Genomic DNA, 17,966 nt, shown 5'->3' on the forward strand with positions numbered 1-17,966 from the left:
AGGTACCGCGTGTATCAGACCGTCCGTGTCACGGCCTACGAGCCCGATCCGGCGCACGGTCCCTGGCAGGAGGAACTTCAGGTGATGCGGCTCGGTGAGCAACTGCACACTGAACTCACCCGCCGCTGGGAGCAGGCCCATCCGGGAACCGACCACCCGCTCAGGCTTCCGGTAAGGCGCCTGAACTCCCTGCTGTGCGGCATGGCACCCGGTGTCCTCGCCACCGGCCGCAACGCCGGGACCGACGGGCGGCTGCCCTGGTTGTACGCGCATGAGCCTGTACCGCATGAGGTTCTGGCTCCGCTGGTGGCGACCTGGGCGGGCGGGGTCTTCCGGCGAGACGACGAGGAGGACGGCGAGGGGGACTGGGAGCTGGAGGATGAGCTGCTTGCCGAGGGAGCGGCCACCGGGCTCAGGCTCCCGGTGTGGGAGGCGGAGACCGTCGACCTCACCGAGACCGCCATGTCCGCCGGCGGCACCGCGGAACCCCTGCGCCGCCTCTACAGCCTGCTGCCCGAGCAGGTCGCGCTGCGTCTGGCGGCCCGGCCCTTCAGGACCGGCGGGACCACTTTGCGCTTCCGGGTCGTGAGTACGGGCGGCGGCGTGGAACTGATCTCCTGGCCACCGCAACGGTACGAACGGCGCAAGGAGACCTGGTATTACTCCGCGCAGGTGAAGATCACCGTCCACACGGTGCCGTTCGCTCCCCGCTTCCGCCTGCACGTTTCCACCGGATTGCGTCGGTGGGCCACCCGGCTGGAGCTGCGCCCGCACCGGATGAGCGGTGCGACCGTCCTGCTGGACGCCCCGCCTCCCTGGCCCTCGAGCCCCGAGCGGTACCCCCGACTCATGGCGAACACCCTCGGCTACGACCGTCGGCGCAGGGAACTTGCCTGGCGCCGCCACAGCCCTGCCCTGCTGGTCCCCGAGCTGGACATCGTGCACCGCTACCCCGACCCCATGGAGCTGTTCACTTCCCCCGACAAGTGGATCACCGGGCATGGGGACATCGCCGCCGGCATCGTCTATCACCCGAGACTCGGCCACCACAGTGTCGGATCGGGCCTGATGCCCGGCGAACGGGCCGAGATCGACAGCTGGGTCGAGGAGGGGCTTCGGCCCGTCATGCGCCGGGTGGCCGACCTGGGCCGCGTCACCCGTCGCAACACCCCTTCACTGCTGCCCCGCTCGGCCAAGAAGGACGAACCCTCGGCCCGCGAAGCCCAGTTGGCCCTGCGCCGCCAGGCCGCGCTGGGCCGCGCGCTGGGCGGCCGTCCCTTGGACGTCGAAATCCTCTGGCAATCCGCCGAGACACGCACGGCGCTGCTTGCGGAGCTGCCGGGACTCATCGGGCTGCCCCCGGGCAGCGGGCGTGAGATCGCCGACGACACCTGGCAGTGGCGGGCGGACGCCATCGAGATCAACGTCAGGGCGCGTCCCGCGGGAGTGCTTCTCAGCCCGCTGCCGATGTCCGGAGACCGCACCCGACGACGTGCCGTCCGTCTTGCCGACGCGATCAACGACCGCTGTGTGTTGGTGGACGAGCACATGGAGCGGCCGCGGAGCAGCGCTGCCCTCGTGGTGGCCGAGATTGCGGACAAGTGCCAGTTCGCCGAGCAGCCCGATTCCGACCCCAAGCACGCGCTGCGCGTGGCATGGGCGAGGCAGGGAAGGATCAGCCAGTTCGTGAACCTGCCCACCGCGGCGACCTCTCTGGAACACCGCGCCCGCTGGACCTGGCTCGACGCCTTCCGGCAGCTCGGCGCGATCAGCCCGCCCGCCCACCGCGTCGGTGCCGGCATCCCGGGCGACCTGCAGTACGCGGCGCTGTGGGTGGTGCGGTACACCGCTCACGGGCCGACCCGCTGCCCCGGCCGTCGACTCGTCGCGGTTCGCGTACGGGTCGAGGAGGAGCCGGGAGCCATCGAGGGCTGGGACGCCGAGCGGTCAGCCTGGGTCCCGTATCCGCAACTTCTGCTCTCGCTGGCTGATGAGAGCATCCGCGACCGACGGCTGCGACGCGACTCGGACCGGGAAGGCATCGAAGAGCGGTGGCAAAGGGAAGTCCAGCGGCAGATCCGGGCCTTGCTGTTCCAACTGAGGGAACAGCCGACGCTGCTGCTGGCAAGCTCGGCGAACCTGCGCCAGTGCTGGCCGCGGCTGAGCAACGGCTCCCTGTCACGGGACATGCTCGGCTTCGGGACCGAACCGGACCAGCGCCTCACTCTGTATGGAAACGACCTGCGCGTCGTCCTGGTGCGTGACGCGAACAGCCGCGAGGAGGTGCCCGAGTGGTACGCCCACGACGGGAACGACCGGATCGGCTTCGCCGAAGGCGTCTGGGGTCCGGCCGAGCCGGAGAACCGGGTCTTCGCCAGTACCGCCAGCACACCCCACACCGCGGTTCTCCCCAAGGGATTGAGGAAGCTGGTCCCGACAGCCGAATCCCGTACCGCACCGGGCAAAACAGCCTGGAACCCCGCGCAACTCGAGGTGACCGTCCTCGGCTGCCTCACCGAGAAGGCCCTGACGGAGTCCGACCGCGCCGGTACGGCACCTGACCGCCCCGCGGAATGGGCCACCCTGGCCCATCAACTGCGGTACCACGACGACTACCCGCCGCTGGGTCGCCCCCTCCCGCTGCATCTGGCGCGCCTGGCTGCCGAATACGTCCTCCCCCTGGCCGAGTCCCCGAGCGTCCCGACGACTGCGTCAGGGGCCTGACACCCTCCGTCCCTCTCCTGCATCGGCCTCGTCGGACTCTCGGTCAGCGACGGGGCCGGTCGCAGGAGCGTCTGGCACGCTGACGTCCGCTGAACGCTGCGGATCATCCGGGCCCATCCCGCCATTCAGTTCGCGCCGTACCCGCCGCCATGCGCGGATGATCTCCGGCAGTTTGGACAGCACCTCGCTGACCTGCGTCAACAGCAATGTCAGGCAGCCGAACACAGCGAGGATGACGAGAGTCACTTCGTCCCATTTCATAACCCACCCCCTGGGCCTTTCCTCTGCAAACCCCTGATGTACGTACGCGGAGTGCTCCTGCAAGGCCCACAGGCCGGGCGCACCAGCCGAACACTTCCCCGCCCGAGCATCCAGCTCAGGGCTTCCACGCCCAGCCGGTCCGGCGCTTCGAGCAACGCGGATTCGACCGCCGCGAGGTCGGTGAGCACGTCCGGCGCACCCGACCGGTCCAGGTTTGTGAGCTGCTCCATCGCTGAGGCCACGACGCCGGGCCAGCCCGGCATGCCGAAACGCGCGGGAGCCTTGAGGGCTGCGGAAGCGGCTCGGTGAAGCAGCGCGGCGCACCAGCCCTGCTCACGCATCACCTCACCGGTGAACCACACCCGGTCGTCGACGTGGCGGACGAATTCGGCCACCGACCCGGACACTGCGCGCAGCGCGAAGCGCGAGCCGCCGGCCCACCGCAGATCCACGTCGGATGCGACGGCCACGAACGCAGCAGTTCCTCGGGACCATTGTCCCGTGCTGCCGCCAACGCAGCACGAGCCCTGCGGTACAGATCGACGCCCTGAGCGAACATCTCCGCGTCGCTCGGCCCATCCTCCGCCCCGTGGATCGCTTCCAGCGGTCCCTCTCGCCATGCGTCGCCGACCAGACCGACCGCTGCCGCGTTCAGCAGGGCGTCCGGGTCGTCCGCATCGATACCCAGGCGTGCCAGAAGAACGGGAGAGGCGTACTCCTCCATGTCCGGGAGGGAGTCGCCTTCTGTCTCTTCCCCGGTTTCCTCGGGGTCGGTCCTGGCCGATCCTCTGGACGCAGCGGGCCCGAACGAAGGGGGCTCGGGCTCCGGCCGCTCCACGGTGATTCCGTGCTCGGCCAGATCGTCGAAGACGCAGTCAGGCCCGCAGTCGATATCCGTCACGTCGTGCCTTCCGGTGCAGTCGCCCGGGCACTCGAACTCCTCGCACATCTCGGGCTCGGCGGGCTGCGCCTGGTTGATCACGTGATAGGCCAGTTGCTCCGCGACCGCTTCCCGGGCGCCGATCATGGCCAGTCGGAGCCGGAACCCGGCGTCTTTGAGGTCGCGGTCCTCACGCTCCGCTGGCCACGGCGGTTCCGGCTTGTCAGGAAGCCAGCTGTTCGCCGACTCCAGGGAGACCAGCAGCCAGGCCATGTGTAGCGGCTCGACCGAATTGTCCCGGACAAGTGTAGTGACGGCTTCCGCGGCTTCCGTCACCCGTCCGAGCCGCGCGAGATGCCGCTCGCGGACGGGCAGCCAGGCCGCGGCCCTCGCTCGGGCCTGCTCGGCGTCCCGGGTGAGCGAAGCGTCGCGAGCCCGCCGTGCCCGGGTGACCAACCGCCTCAGACACGGGTGGCAGCCGAACAGGCCCGACTCGGGCGTCGGGCCGAGCGGCACGGGCAACCGATCGTCGAAGGGCTGGTCACAGAGGCAGCAGTCCAGCGCGGCCACCTGCCGCGAGGTGGGGACGTGCGGCAGCGCTGACCGGATCGTGGCGTAGGCGTAAGCAGGTATGTGCACAGGAGACCGCTCCTCGGAAGACGGCACACGTTTCGCCGGGCTTTGACTCCATGCTGCGGTCCCTTCACACCCGGTTGTCGCCGTCTGGCGTCCGGCCGACCGAAGTTGGCGCAATCTGGCATGAGGCAATCTGCCTGCGGCTTCTACGCTCTTGGCGTTATCTGACGGCCGTCAGGGCCGCCGTCCGATGCCGAAAGGACCCGCTGTACATGACCGCCGAGACCGCATCACCGCTGGACCAGCCCCGTCAGGAGTTGGTACGCGCCTTGGAGGAACTGCACCGTGCCGCGGGCAGTCCCGGGATGCGCAAGGTGAGCGCGATGATTGCCGAGGGTGATCACCCCGCCGTCGTCAGCCATGAAGGAGTACGAACCGCCCTCAAGGGGCTGACCTCGCCACGCTGGGAGACCGTCCAATCGATCGTGGCCGCGCTCGCTGCCGCCTGCATAAGCCCATCGAGGGACCCCGCAGACGAAGTGGCGCGATTCCTTCCCCTCTGGCGCGCGACTCGGGAAGGGGAACCGGGCGGCATGAAGTCGGCCCGGGAACTGGCGCTCTCCCAGGGGTGGGGTACGGCGGACGGGCAGTGGACACCCGAGGCCCTCCTCGGCGTGATGATCAATCCGTTCAACGCCATCGAGATCGATCCCTCGCTCGCAGTCCCGCACGAGCCGTTGTTCTCGGAGGACGAGTGGGTCCAACTGGGTGTCCGGCTCATCGAGGAATACGGCGCCGAGCTGGCCCTGCGCGCGCTCCTGCGGACCCTCAAAGGCGACTACGTCGGTGCCGTCGAGGGAAGTCCCTTCGGCTACCAGCATCCCGACCAGGAAACGGCTGACGCGCGTGCGGCTTTCTGCTACGGGTGTGACCGCATTCTGCAGCGTCTGGCCGTCGAGCCGAACCTCCTCCAGAGGTCGATCAGCGCCATGTACGCCGACGAGACCATGGACCGCGAGGACCGCATCGACATGCTGCAGGCCGAGTCCGACCCGTCCCTGATGCGGGAGATCATGACCGCGACGCCGGAGACCTGGCACGATCTCTCGGAGGAGGCCCACCACCAGATCTTCGGGTACCTCATCAAGTCGATCGGCCCGGTGGGCAGGTTCGGGCTTCCACCGGAGCAGCGGTTCCAGATCACCTGGCGCGTCCCCGAGCCTCCGGCGGCCTGACGCGGACGAGCGATCGTCAGGTCGGCGATGGTGCTGCTGAGCGGGCTTAGCTGGATGTCGTCGATCAACGTCGGCTCGGGCGCCCTCACGGTCTGCTGACCGGGGCACGCAACGCTTACGCACGACATGGATCGGGAGCGACTGGCGATAATGAGGAGTTTCCCGAGGTCAGCACAGTGCTGACCTCGGGAAACTCGCAGATCGGAGAGTGCGTTTCCCCAGGAAGCGCCTTTAGATGTCGAAGTACAGCTCGAACTCGTGCGGGTGCGGGCGGAGTTGGATCGGGGCGATTTCGTTGGTGCGCTTGAAATCGATCCAGGTGTCGATCAGGTCGGCGGTGAAGACGCCGCCGGCCTGGAGGTATTCGTTGTCGTCCTCCAGGGCGGTGAGGACGGCCGGGAGGGAGGTCGGGACCTGGGGGACGCTCGCGTGCTCCTCGGGGGCCAGCTCGTAGAGGTCCTTGTCGATCGGCTCGGCCGGCTCGATCTTGTTCTTGACGCCGTCCAGGCCCGCCAGGAGGAGCGCGGAGAAGGCCAGGTACGGGTTCGAGGACGGGTCGGGGGCGCGGAATTCGACGCGCTTGGCCTTCGGGTTGGAACCCGTGATCGGGATGCGCATCGCGGCCGAGCGGTTGCGCTGCGAGTAGACCAGGTTGACCGGGGCCTCGAAGCCGGGGACCAGGCGGTGGTAGGAGTTCACCGTCGGGTTGGTGAAGGCCAGCAGGGAGGGGGCGTGCTTGAGGATGCCGCCGATGTAGTAGCGGGCGGTGTCGGACAGGCCCGCGTAACCCTGCTCGTCGTAGAAGAGCGGAGTGCCGCCCTGCCAGAGCGACTGGTGGACGTGCATGCCGGAGCCGTTGTCGCCGAAGATCGGCTTGGGCATGAAGGTCGCGGTCTTGCCGTTGCGCCAGGCGACGTTCTTCACGATGTACTTGAAGAGCATCAGGTCGTCGGCGGCGGCCAGCAGCGTGTTGAACTTGTAGTTGATCTCGGCCTGGCCCGCGGTGCCGACCTCGTGGTGCTGGCGCTCGACCTGGAGGCCGGCCGCTTCGAGTTCGAGGCTGATCTCGGCGCGCAGGTCGGCGAAGTGGTCGACCGGCGGGGCCGGGAAGTAGCCGCCCTTGTAGCGGACCTTGTAGCCGCGGTTGTTCTCCAGGGAGCCGGTGTTCCAGGCGCCGGCCTCGGAGTCGATGTGGTAGAACGACTCGTTCGCGGAGGTCTGGAAGCGCACGTTGTCGAAGACGTAGAACTCCGCCTCGGGACCGAAGTACGCGGTGTCCGCGATGCCGGTGGACTTGAGGTACGCCTCGGCCTTCTTCGCCACGTTCCGCGGGTCACGGCTGTACTGCTCGCCGGTGATCGGGTCGTGGATGAAGAAGTTGATGTTGAGCGTCTTGTCCTTGCGGAACGGGTCGACGCGGGCCGTGGAGAGGTCGGCGCGCAGCGCCATGTCCGACTCGTGGATGGCCTGGAAGCCGCGGATGGACGAGCCGTCGAAGGCGAGTTCCTCGGTCGGGTCGAACGACGAGACCGGGACCGTGAAGTGCTGCATCACACCGGGCAGGTCACAGAAGCGGACGTCGACGAACTTGACGCCCTCGTCCGAGATGAACTTGTTGACGTCGTCGGCGTTCTGGAACATCCAACTCCTCCTAGGCCCGGCCCCGCGGGTCGGGTTGGCGATCGAGGTGCGGCCAGTGCGGTGGCGCACACTGCCCTGACCATAGGGATCAGGGATTTCTCCAGCATGACCCATTTGTTTCTTGGACGTTAACCGCGACGCCGTCGGAGTGGTCCCCGCCTGGTGGGGCTGGGCCGTACGGGGGTTACCGTGGACAGGTGGACAACAGGGAAGTAATCGGATCGTGGCTGTCGGGGCCCCGCGCGGCCGCCGAGAAGATGGGCGCGGACTTCGGGTACCGCGGTGAGCGGCTCGGACTGCCCGAGAGCGGTCCCGGATCCGTCGCATCGGTCGGCAGGCGGCTCGCCGCACTGTTCATCGACTGGGCTCTGAGCGTGTTGATCGCATACGGTCTGATCGCGCACCGTGATCTCCAACTGGCGAACAACTGGGCGCTGGTCGTGTTCGCCGTGGTGAGCGTGATCGCCCTCGGGCTCGTCGGCAGTACGCCGGGCAAGCTCATCATGCGGCTGCGGGTCGTGCACGTGGGCGGCGGCCGGCTCAGCCCGCTCGGCGCGGCCCTCCGTACGCTGCTGCTGGTACTCGTCGTCCCGGCCGTCGTCTGGGACCGCGACACGCGCGGCCTGCACGACCGGGCCGTGAAGGCCGTCCAGGTCCGTATCTGACCGCGGGCGGCCACGGAGGCCCAGAGCCGAGAAGCGCAGAGCGAAGCGCACAGCCAGGAAGCGCACAGCGAAAAGGGCGCCCCCGCACGGGGGCGCCCTCAAGGCGGGACGCTCAGCGGCCCTTGGGCATCCGCATGCCCTTCGGCATGGGCCCCTTCGGGATCGGCATGTTCGACATCAGGTCCCCGAGCGCCTTGAGGCGGTCGTTGACCTCGGTGGTCTTGGGGCCGGTCAGGGTGCGCGGCAGCCGCAGCAAGGTGGCGCGCAGCTTCTTGAGCGGCAGCTCCCCCTCACCGTTGCCGACGATGAAGTCGTGCACCGGCACGTCGTAGACGACCCGGGCGACCTTCTTCTTCTCGTTCGCCAGCAGGGCCTTGACCCGGTTGGGGTTGCCCTCGCCGACCAGGACGACACCGGCCTTGCCGACAGCCCGGTGGACGACGTCCTGGCTCTTGTTCATGCCCACCGCCGGCGTCACCGTCCAGCCGCGGCCGACGTTCTGCAGCACGGCGGCAGCCGCACCCGGCTTGCCCTCCAGCTGCCCGAAGGCGGCCCGCTCGGCGCGGCGGCCGAAGACCACCGCCATCGCGAGGAAGGCCAGCAGGAATCCCAGGATCCCGGCCCAGATGGGGTGGTCGATCAAGAAGCCGAGGGCGAGGATGACACCGAAGGTGACGATTCCCACAGCCGCAATGACAAGCCCGATTTTGGAGTCGGCCTGCCTGGTCATCTTGTAGGTCTGAGCGATCTGTGCCAGTCGCCCAGGGTTCTCGGATGTTTCCTTCCTCGCCATGCGGCAAAGGATACGTGGCCGCCCGCTCGCCCGTCACGCGGCACCGCCCGTACGGCGGCCCCCGCCCACCTGCGTCACACCGGCCGCCCGCTCACGTCACGCCGCCGCGGCCCGCGCACCCGTCGCGGCGGCCCCCGGTGAAGACTTCAGTCCCGTACGGCGTCCCCGCGCGAGCCCGTCAGCAGCGCGGCCATCTCGTACTCCGCCTCCCGGCGGTCCTTCGCGCGCTGGCGGTCCGCGACGACCGACGCCCAGGCGTTACGCCGGGCGGTCTGCTGGCCGCCACGGAGCAGAAACGATTCGACAGCTCGCAGCGCCCCGGCGACCGGGGTGTGCGTGGGCAACTGGAGAGACGGGCGGGTGTGGACCGACTCGGACGGCATGGCGTCCCCCTCAAGGCAATGAGCGCAAAGGCAACGAGACGAACCGGAAGTGTGTGCTGTGAAACCAGCCTCGCCACAACGTGTTACCAGCCGGTGACCACTCGGTCAATCTCACATGAAAGCCTCGGGGCCGCCCGCACCCCGCCCCGCCAGGTCACTCTTCCGCCAGCCCCGTACGGCCGGGTGAGGCGATTCACACGATGCCCGCACCCCGCCGTGCCCGCCGCCCGTACCCACCCGGGCGGGGCCTCACACCGCCCGGGCCGCACCCAGCTGCTCGCGGCGGTCGACGGCCTGCTGGAACAGCCGTCCGGCACGGTAGGAGGAGCGGACCAGCGGCCCGGACATCACGCCCGCGTAGCCGATCTCCTCGGCCTCCTCCTTCAGCTCCACGAACTCGGCCGGCTTCACCCACCGCTCCACCGGGTGGTGCCGCACCGAGGGCCGCAGATACTGCGTGATGGTGATCAGCTCGCAGCCCGCGTCGTGCAGGTCCTGGAGCGCCTGGCTGATCTCCTCGCGCTCCTCGCCCATGCCCAGGATCAGGTTGGACTTGGTGACCAGGCCCGCCTCCCGCGCGCGGGTGATGACCTCGAGGGAGCGCTCGTAGCGGAAGCCGGGGCGGATCCGCTTGAAGATCCGCGGCACCGTCTCGACGTTGTGCGCCAGCACCTCGGGGCGGGCGCCGAAGACCTCGGCGAGCTGCGCGGGCTCCGCGTTGAAGTCGGGGATCAGCAGCTCGACCTTGGTGCGTCCGGCGGCCCGTCCGGCGGTCATGGCGTGGATCTGCCGGACGGTCTCGGCGTACAGCCAGGCGCCGCCGTCCTCCAGGTCGTCACGCGCGACACCGGTGATGGTGGCGTAGTTCAGGTCCATGGTGACGACGGACTCGCCGACCCGGCGCGGCTCGTCGCGGTCCAGGGCCTGCGGCTTGCCGGTGTCGATCTGGCAGAAGTCGCAACGCCGGGTGCACTGGTCGCCGCCGATGAGGAAGGTCGCCTCGCGGTCCTCCCAGCACTCGTAGATGTTGGGACAGCCGGCCTCCTGGCACACCGTGTGCAGGCCCTCGCTCTTGACGAGCTTTTGCATCTGCGTGTACTCGGGACCCATTTTCGCCCGGGTCTTGATCCACTCGGGCTTGCGCTCGATGGGGGTCTGGCTGTTGCGGACCTCCAGGCGCAGCATCTTGCGTCCGTCGGGTGCGACTGCGGACACGACCGGCTCCCTAAAGCTGAGATTGTGCCTACGGCTTAGATTCTACGGTGAACGCCAGGGTACGCCCCGGAATTCCTAGACAGCCCGGGGGAGCGGTTCGGCCCCGGCCAGCACGGCGGCGAGGTGCTTCTCCACGACGGGCAGCACCTCGGTGACGCCGATGTCCCGGCCCAGCTCCTCCGACAGCGAGGTGACGCCCGCGTCCCTGATCCCGCACGGCACGATCCGGTCGTACGAGGTGGTGTCGGGGTTGCAGTTCAGCGCGAAGCCGTGCATCGTCACGCCCTTCGCGACCCGGATGCCGATCGCCGCGAGTTTGCGGTCCTCGCGGCGCTGCCCGGCGTTGGAGGGGGCGTACTCCGGGCCGTTCAGCCGCGGGTCGAACTCGTCGTCGGTCAGCCGCGGGTCGAAGTCCAGGGTCAGGCCGCCCAGGCGCTGCTCGGTCGGATCGCCCAGCACCCACACCCCGGAGCGGCCCTCCACCCGGCTGGTCTCCAGGCCGAACTCCGCAGCCGTCAGGATCAGCGCGTCCTCCAGCCGCCGCACATGGGCCACGACGTCGACCGGGCGCGGCAGCTTCAGGATCGGGTAGCCCACCAGCTGGCCGGGACCGTGCCAGGTGATCTTGCCGCCGCGGTCCACGTCCACCACCGGAGTGCCGTCGAGCGGGCGCTCGCTGTCGGCCGTACGCCGTCCCGCCGTGTAGACCGCCGGGTGTTCGAGCAGCAGGCAGGTGTCCGGGATCTCGTCGGCGAAACGGGCCGCGTGCACGGTGCGCTGCCGCTGCCACGCCTCCCCGTACTCCACGGCGTCAGCCCCGAACCCCAGGTGAACGAACTGCAGCTCACTCACGACGACTCCTCTGCTGTGCTGATACGCGCCCTTGCCACTGTACGGCGGCGGCGCCCGTCGCCCCGCGCCGGGCGGCGCCATAGCACATCGGTTCGTACCGGTGCGGGCGGCTTACCCGGCAATGGGGGTCACTGTCGCTCAATCGGACGAATATGCGGCTCTTGCGGTGAGCTGGGCAGCTCTGACCGTTACATTCACGCCGATCTGAAGACCCTGCAGAGGAAGTGGGCCGCACCGCCGATGACGGACCGTGCCACGCACCGAACCCCGAACGGACCCCCCACCGGCCCGGCCGCCCGGCCAGGACGCGGCGCAGGACAGCCGCCGCAGGACCCGCCCGACCACCAGGAAGCGCGGGACGACGACCACGACCCGCAGGACGGCAACCAGGACCCGCCGGACGGCGGCCACGACCCACGGGACAGCGCCCCCGACCCCCGGCGGGACCGCGGCCCCGATCCCGCGCAGCTCGGCGACCCCGCCGGGACCGCGCGGGCCGACCGCCCGCACCGCCGCAACACCCGGCTCGCCGCGCTCATCGCCGAAGCCGGCTTCTCGCACGCAGGACTCGCCCGCCGGGTCGACCGGCTCGGCCAGGAGCACGGGCTCGACCTGCGCTACGACAAGACGTCGGTGACCCGCTGGCTGCGCGGCCAGCAGCCGCGCGGCACCTCCCCGGCGCTGATCGCCGAGGTCTTCACACAGCGGCTCGGCCGCCGGCTGTCCGCGCAGGACCTCGGCCTCGACGCGTGCGCGCCGGTCTACGCGGGGCTCGAATACGCCGCCACCGCGGGCGAGGCGGTCGACATCGTCAGCGGGCTGTGGCGCAAGGACACCGGGAGCCAGGCGGAGCTGCGCAAGATCGCGTTCAGCCCGGCGGGCCTTGTCGTGCCCAGCAGGGACTGGCTGATCGGCTCGGCGGACGACACGGTCGTCCGCAAGGCGGCGGAGCGGGTGCCCGCGCAGAACCGGGGCATGTCGCGGGCCGCCCAGGACTTACGCCCCGCCGCGCCGAATTCCGCCGGCCGGGTCGGCGCCGGTGACATCGCGGCGCTGCGGGCGGTGGGCGACCTCTTCCGCACCCTCGACCACGCCTACGGCGGCGGGCACGCCCGCCAGGCCCTCATCCGCTACCTCGAACACGAGGCCGAGCCGATGCTGCGCGGCAGCTACGGCGAGACGCAGGGCCGCCGGCTCTTCGCGTCCGTCGCCGACCTCACCCGGCTGGCCGGCTGGACGTCCTACGACATCGGCGCGCACGGGCTCGCGCAGCGCTACTTCGTCCAGGCGCTGCGGCTCACCCAGGCGGCGGGCGACCGGATCCACGGCGGATACGTGCTGGTCACGATGAGCCGCCAGGCGGTCCACCTCGGCCACGGGCGCGAGGCGGTGCAGCTGGCGCGGGTCGCGCAGCAGGGCATCGGCACGGGCGCGCCGGGCGCCGTACAGGCCCTGACGTACGCGGCCGAGGCCCGCGGGCACGGTGTGCTCGGCGACTCGCGCGCGTGCACGGCAGCGCTCGTCCGGGCCGAACGCGCCTTCGGGGCGGCCCGCCCGGGGGACGAACTGCCGTCCTGGGCACGCTTCTTCGACGAGGCGCAGCTCGCCGACGAATTCGGGCACTGCCACCGGGACCTCCAGCAGCACCGGGCGGCGGCCCAGCAGGCCGAGCGGTCGTTGCAACTGCGCGCACCCGGGTACGCGCGCAGCCGGCTGTTCTGCCGGGCCGTCCTCGCCTCGGCCCGGCTCTCCCTCGGCGACCTCGACGCCGCCTGCGCCCTCGGGGCCGAGGTCGTCCGGCAGGCCGCGGACATGCGGTCCGTCCGGGCCGCGGAATACGCCCGCGACTTCGCCCGCCGCCTCGACCCCTACCGCGACACCTCCGCCGCCCGCGCCTTCTACGTCCGGGCGGAGGCGGCCGGCTTCCCCCTGTGACCCGGGGCCTGCGGCGTGCGTACGCCGCAGGCCCGCGCGTGGATCTCCCCGGCGCGGGAACGGCCGCGGGCCTACGCCGCCGCCTCCTGCGCGGAAGGCAGCCGGGCGGTGTCCTGGAGGAGGGTGGCCGCGGCGCGGCGGGCGGAGTGCAGGGTGCCCTGGAGGGTGCTGGTGGCGCGGTGGGAGCCGCAGACGTAGAGGCCGTGCAGCACCCGGACGGGGCGGCGCAGGTCGTGCGGGGCGGGCATCGCCGGGACCGCTTCGGGGTCGGTGTGGATCCCGAGGAGTTCCCACTCGTCCGTGCACGTGTCGTACAGCTCCGCCAGATGCGCCCGCACCGACTTGTCGGAGTCGCCGTCCGGCGGCGGCCCCAGCACCACGGAGGTGATGAGCGGCCGTCCGGCCGGCGTACGGCTCGGATCGACCGCGCCGGCCGGCAGTGTGTGCGAGACGGGGCCGAGCCGGTCGCCGTCCAGCACCAGCACCGGTTCGCGCAGCGGCGCGACCGGCGCGGTGTGGTGGAAGACGGTGACCTGGTGGAAGGACGGCACCCGCAGCCCCGGCAGCAGGTGCGCCGCCGCCCGCGCCCCGGTCGCCACGAGTACGGACCGGCACGGCAGCTCGGTGCCGTCCGCGATCCGCACGCTGCTGACCGCCACCCGCTCCGCGGGCGTGCCCAGCCGCACCGTGCCCGGCGGAAGAGCCGCGGCGAGCCGTTCCGGCAGGCCGGCCGCGCCCCCGACGGGCAGGCAGGCGCGCCCGCGGGCGAAACCGCGCAGCACCAGGTCGGCGGCCCGGCTGGACGTCTGCAGCTCCGGGTCGCACAGCAGCGCGGCCAGCAGCGGCCGCAGGAAGCCCTCGACGGTGCGTGGCGCGAAGCCGCGCCCGCTCAGCGCCCGGGCGGCCGTCGTCTCCGGCCGGGCGGCCAGCCGTTCGTCCGGGGTGCCCGCGAGCCGGTTCAGCGTGGTGGCGAGCCGTGCCCGGTCCAGCGCCGAGCCGAACGCGGCCTGCGCGCCCCGCTGGTCCCCGACCCGGTAGCCGCGGCCCCCGGCCCGTACCAGCGCGCCGGGGGCGAGCGGGGCCAGCGGCAGCCCGCGAAGCCCCGGGGTGCGGTGCAGCTCGGGATAGGACATGTTGAGCAGCTGCGGCCTGCGGTCCAGCCGGAAACCGGCGACGTCGTCGGTGGCCGTCCGGCCGCCGACGCGTTCCGCCGCCTCCAGTACGGTCACCGTCAGCCCTGCGCCGAGCAGATGGTGCGCCGCCGCCAGGCCGGCGGGCCCGGCTCCGATCACGATGACGTCCACCGGTGGTGCCGTGGTGTGACGGCGTGCTGGTGAAGGCACGATTCTCCTCCCCGGGGTCGGGTCGTCTCCCCGCGCGCGTCAGCGGCCCGCGGCACGCGCGGGGGCGTGGCGCAGCACGCTGGTAGGGGTCATGCCCTCATCAAAGGCAACTGATGCGGGCGCAATGGGCCTGATCCGGCCTTATCCGGACCGTGGCCCCATCACGACCCCAGCGCCGCGCCGATGGCCTGGTCGATCTCCGGGAAGGCGTAGACGAAGCCGGACTCCATCAGCCGCTTGGGCCGCACCCGCTGACTGCCCAGCACATCCCCGGCGAACTCGCCCAGCGCGAGGCGCAGCGCGGGCGCCGGTACGGCGGCGAGCGTCGGCCGGTGCAGGACGCGGCCCATCGCCGCGGTGACCTCGCGGTTGGTCAGCGGCTCGGGGGCGGTCAGATTGACCGGGCCCGACAGCGCCGGGGTGTCCAGGATGTGCCGCAGCGCCGCGATCTCGTCGTGCATCGCGATGAAGCTCCAGAACTGCCTGCCGTTGCCGAGCCTGCCGCCGAGCCCCGCCTTGAACAGCGGGAAGAGCCGGCCCCACGCGCCGCCGTCCTTGGCGACGACCAGTCCCGTACGGGCGAAGGCGGTACGGACGCCGGCCGCCGCGGCCGGTTCCGCCGCGGCTTCCCAGTCCTGGACCAGATCCGCCAGGAAGCCGGTGCCGGGCGGGCTGTCCTCGTCCACCCAGCGGTCGCCGGTGTCGCCGTAGTAGCCGATCGCGCTGCCGCACAGCAGGACGCCGGGCGGCGTGTCCATGGCCGCGACCGCCGCGGCGACGGTCGCGGTGCCGAGCACGCGGCTGTCGTACAGCACTTTTTTACGTTCGTCGGTCCAGCGGCGGTCCCCCACGCCGGCGCCGGCCAGGTGGATGACCGCCTGGCAGCCGGTCAGGGCGTCGGGGTCCAGCGCGCGGCGCTGAGGGTCCCAGCGGACCTCGGCCCCGGACTTCGGGGCGCGCCGCACGAGGCGGACGATGTCGTGGCCGTCGGCGGCCAGGGCGGTGGTCAGTGCGGATCCGATCAGACCGGATGCGCCGGTGACGGCAATACGCATGCCGCCATCTTCCCTCTCCCCGGGTTCCCCGGCCCCCGCGCCACTCGCCCTCGGGGCGCGCCGTTCCTACCGGCCGAGCGGATTGCCCTCGGGGCGCGTGCTTGGAAGAGGGTGCCCTCTGCGGCAGGGGGTGCCCCTCCAGGGGCGCGGGGAACTGCGCGGCCGGCCGACCACGACCGTCGTGTGCGGAGGGGCCGCGGGGAGCTGCGCGCGCAACCCACCGCCCACCGTCACGTGCGGACGGACCGCACCACCCCGGGGGCGCGGGGAACTGCGCGGCCGGCCGTCGACAAGCTGCACGTCGTCACCGGCCGGAAGGGGCTGTTGCTGTCGCATCCGGACCACCGGCCGGTGGTGGGTTGCTCGCGGCGTTCCGCCCCCAGAGCTTCGCGTGGGGGCACCCCCAGCGCCTCCTTACGGGGCACGTCCCGCCGTGCGGACAGCGCGCCACCGTCGTGGCCGGGCGCGCAGTTCCCCGCGCCCCTGTGGGGCACCCCCTTGCCGCAGGGGGCCGCGCAACCTCCGCGTCCGGGGGAGGCGTACCCCTTGGCGGAGGGGAGCCGCAGGGCCGCGGCAGCGGAGGCGTACCCCCTGCCGGAGGGGGCACAGGGGGGGTACCGCGGGACCTCGGTGTCCTCCCGGAGGGAAGGGTGTTCAGGTGAAGCGGGACCAGAGTTGGGGGAAGCGCGCGGCCATCGCGGACTCCTCGTCGAAGTCGAGGGGCTCGCCCTCGGGACGGTCCTGGTGGGGGAGGTCGAGATCGGGGAGCCGGACAGCGGTCAGCTGCTCGTACGCCTCATCCGCGGCATAGCCGAGATCCTCCGCGTCCCCGTCCGCGTCCGCGTCGAAGTCCGCGACGAGGAAGGCGAGGTCGTCGGGGGAGTGCAGCGCGCCCTCGAAGACGTGCCGGCCCTGGCCGATGAGCCAGCAGCGGAAGTAGTCGAAGGACTCCTCGTCCGCCCCGCCGAGCATGATGTCGGCGGCTCCCCACAGGTCCCAGCGGAAGGCCCGGATGAAGCGGGTCTCGAAGTGCCGCGCGAAGTCGATCACCGCTTCGGGGTCGAGCTGGGCAAGACGCTCGACGAGCAGGTCGGCATGGTCCTCCGGATCGCCGCCCGCCGCCTCGCGCGTACTGTCGACGATCTCCCAGAACTGCGTCTCGTCCATCACCCGTACAGCTTCCCGGTTGCCGGGTGCCGGTGCACGCCCTGTCCGCCGGATGCGTCCGTGTCGTTACGCACACCCGCCGCCCGGGCGTACCGCACGGGTCAGCGCCGGCGCAGCCGCAGCCGGTAGCGGACCGTACGGCGCAGCGGGCGGAAGCCCAGGGCCGTGTTCATCGCGAGCAGGTGGCGGTTGTCGTCGGGGACGCCGGTGTGGATCTCGGCGAGGTCGGGCTGCGCGGCGGGCAGCCTGCGCAGCATCTCGGCCTTCATCCACAGGCCGAGCCCGTGGCCGCGGTGGGCGGGGACGACCGCGGTGTCGTACTGGCGGGCGCGCCGGGCGCCGTCGCCGGGCAGCAGCACGGTGGTGTAGCCGGCGACCTCGCCGTCGTCGTGCAGCGCCGCCACGCTCAGCAGCCGGTCGCCGCGCCGGGCGGCGAGTTCCGCGGTCTCGTGGACGGTGGCCGGGTCCCAGCGGGACTCGCCCGCGTCGAGGCCGGCCACCGCCGCTGACGGCGCCGGGAGCGCGCGCAGGGCGGCGACGAAGCCGTCGGTGAGGGTGTCGGGGACGGCGCCCTCCCAGGCGGTCAGGCGGTAGCCCGGGTGGGGGACCTCGGGGAGCTTGCCGATCTGCCCGGGGAGGTCGTCGAGCGCCAGCCGCTGCCAGGTCAGCCGCAGCACGGGGACGAAGTCGCGGGTCGCGAGGAAGCCCTCGCCCTGGGTGCCGGACACCGCTTCCGCGGCCAGGCTGCCGCATCCCGCGGCGGTCGCGGCCTCGGTGACGGTGGCGAGCAGCCGGGAGCCCGTACCGAGCCTGCGGTGCGCCGGGTGGACGGTCAGCTGGATCTCGGCGGGACCGCCGTCGGCGCCGGCCGGGCCGCCGGGCAGCCGCAGCAGCGCCGTCGCCACCGGGTCGTCGCCCGAGCCGCGCAGCAGCCACAGGACCACCCGCCGGCGGCTGCCGGTGGTGGTCAGCCCGGCGCGCACCGCGGCCTGCGAGGGCACCGGCTCTCCCGGCCGGTCGTGCGCGAGCGCGGCGGACTGCACTCGGTACCAGGCGCGGAGATCCTCGGCGGTGGGAGCCGTCAGCGGGCTGGGGTTGGCAGGCATCCGGGGGAACTTAACCGGTACCTGTAAGGACCCGCAATCCCTTTCGAGCCAGTAGGTTCGCCGACTCCGGGGTTTCACAGGTTTCTTGTGCTTCGTGCACCCCAACGCCGACTGCCGCCAAGGGAGATGGCACAA

General features: G+C 71.5%; 15 protein-coding genes. 4 read left to right on the forward strand and 11 right to left on the reverse strand.

Annotated elements, in window-relative coordinates; translation table 11 throughout:
* Window positions 1-9: 9 nt before the first annotated feature.
* Window positions 10-2,724 carry a pPIWI_RE module domain-containing protein gene (locus tag OHA86_RS28025; protein ID WP_329179609.1) on the forward strand — a complete coding sequence of 905 codons (2,715 nt, stop codon included), beginning with the start codon at window positions 10-12 and terminating at the stop codon, window positions 2,722-2,724.
* Here the strand turns inward: OHA86_RS28025 and OHA86_RS28030 are convergent.
* Together OHA86_RS28030 and OHA86_RS28035 are read right to left on the reverse strand one after the other, a co-directional pair.
* Complete coding sequence (locus OHA86_RS28030) at window positions 2,713-2,985, reverse strand: hypothetical protein (RefSeq protein WP_329179610.1); 273 nt, start codon at window positions 2,983-2,985, stop codon at window positions 2,713-2,715. The two genes, OHA86_RS28025 and OHA86_RS28030, sit on opposite strands and share 12 nt — an antisense overlap.
* 340 nt (window positions 2,986-3,325) lie before the next feature.
* Complete coding sequence (locus OHA86_RS28035) at window positions 3,326-4,504, reverse strand: hypothetical protein (RefSeq protein ID WP_329179611.1); 1,179 nt, start codon at window positions 4,502-4,504, stop codon at window positions 3,326-3,328.
* 209 nt (window positions 4,505-4,713) lie between these two features.
* On the opposite strand from OHA86_RS28035, the gene OHA86_RS28040 reads away from it, so the two are divergent.
* Window positions 4,714-5,676 (forward strand): hypothetical protein, encoded by a 963-nt coding sequence (locus tag OHA86_RS28040; RefSeq protein ID WP_329179613.1) that lies wholly within the window; start codon window positions 4,714-4,716, stop codon window positions 5,674-5,676.
* Between the two features lie 231 nt (window positions 5,677-5,907).
* Here OHA86_RS28040 and glnA read toward each other — a convergent pair whose 3' ends face one another.
* The gene (glnA, locus tag OHA86_RS28045; RefSeq protein ID WP_329179614.1) at window positions 5,908-7,317 is read right to left on the reverse strand and encodes a type I glutamate--ammonia ligase; all 1,410 of its coding nucleotides are present in this window, start codon (window positions 7,315-7,317) and stop codon (window positions 5,908-5,910) included.
* Window positions 7,318-7,514: 197 nt separating this feature from the next.
* On the opposite strand from glnA, the gene OHA86_RS28050 reads away from it, so the two are divergent.
* Window positions 7,515-7,982 (forward strand): RDD family protein, encoded by a 468-nt coding sequence (locus OHA86_RS28050; RefSeq protein WP_329179616.1) that lies wholly within the window; start codon window positions 7,515-7,517, stop codon window positions 7,980-7,982.
* A 112-nt stretch (window positions 7,983-8,094) separates the two neighbouring features.
* Here the strand turns inward: OHA86_RS28050 and OHA86_RS28055 are convergent, their stop codons facing one another.
* The 4 genes from OHA86_RS28055 to lipB form a co-directional block, all read right to left on the reverse strand.
* Window positions 8,095-8,775, reverse strand: coding sequence for a DUF4191 domain-containing protein (locus tag OHA86_RS28055; RefSeq protein ID WP_329179617.1), 681 nt, complete (start codon window positions 8,773-8,775; stop codon window positions 8,095-8,097).
* Window positions 8,776-8,921: 146 nt separating this feature from the next.
* The gene (locus tag OHA86_RS28060; RefSeq protein ID WP_329179618.1) at window positions 8,922-9,158 is read right to left on the reverse strand and encodes a hypothetical protein; all 237 of its coding nucleotides are present in this window, start codon (window positions 9,156-9,158) and stop codon (window positions 8,922-8,924) included.
* A gap of 249 nt (window positions 9,159-9,407) precedes the next feature.
* Window positions 9,408-10,373, reverse strand: a complete 966-nt coding sequence (gene lipA, locus OHA86_RS28065; protein ID WP_329179620.1) for a lipoyl synthase — start codon at window positions 10,371-10,373, stop codon at window positions 9,408-9,410.
* A 75-nt stretch (window positions 10,374-10,448) separates the two neighbouring features.
* Window positions 10,449-11,225, reverse strand: coding sequence for a lipoyl(octanoyl) transferase LipB (gene lipB, locus OHA86_RS28070; RefSeq protein ID WP_329179621.1), 777 nt, complete (start codon window positions 11,223-11,225; stop codon window positions 10,449-10,451).
* Between the two features lie 240 nt (window positions 11,226-11,465).
* Here lipB and OHA86_RS28075 point away from each other — a divergent pair, with 240 nt between their 5' ends.
* Window positions 11,466-13,160: a proline-rich domain-containing protein gene (locus OHA86_RS28075; RefSeq protein WP_329179623.1), complete on the forward strand. Its 1,695-nt coding sequence runs from the start codon at window positions 11,466-11,468 to the stop codon at window positions 13,158-13,160.
* A 71-nt stretch (window positions 13,161-13,231) separates the two neighbouring features.
* Here OHA86_RS28075 and OHA86_RS28080 read toward each other — a convergent pair whose 3' ends face one another.
* From OHA86_RS28080 to OHA86_RS28095, 4 genes are all read right to left on the reverse strand, one after another.
* Window positions 13,232-14,503, reverse strand: a complete 1,272-nt coding sequence (locus OHA86_RS28080; protein ID WP_329179624.1) for an NAD(P)/FAD-dependent oxidoreductase — start codon at window positions 14,501-14,503, stop codon at window positions 13,232-13,234.
* Window positions 14,504-14,664: 161 nt separating this feature from the next.
* Window positions 14,665-15,558 carry a TIGR01777 family oxidoreductase gene (locus OHA86_RS28085; protein WP_329179626.1) on the reverse strand — a complete coding sequence of 298 codons (894 nt, stop codon included), beginning with the start codon at window positions 15,556-15,558 and terminating at the stop codon, window positions 14,665-14,667.
* A gap of 654 nt (window positions 15,559-16,212) precedes the next feature.
* Window positions 16,213-16,725, reverse strand: a complete 513-nt coding sequence (locus tag OHA86_RS28090; RefSeq protein ID WP_329182584.1) for a DUF4240 domain-containing protein — start codon at window positions 16,723-16,725, stop codon at window positions 16,213-16,215.
* A gap of 101 nt (window positions 16,726-16,826) precedes the next feature.
* Window positions 16,827-17,831, reverse strand: a complete 1,005-nt coding sequence (locus tag OHA86_RS28095; RefSeq protein WP_329179627.1) for a GNAT family N-acetyltransferase — start codon at window positions 17,829-17,831, stop codon at window positions 16,827-16,829.
* Window positions 17,832-17,966: the final 135 nt, after the last annotated feature.

This window comes from Streptomyces sp. NBC_01477 (assembly GCF_036227245.1).
Taxonomy (GTDB): Bacteria; Actinomycetota; Actinomycetes; order Streptomycetales; family Streptomycetaceae; genus Actinacidiphila.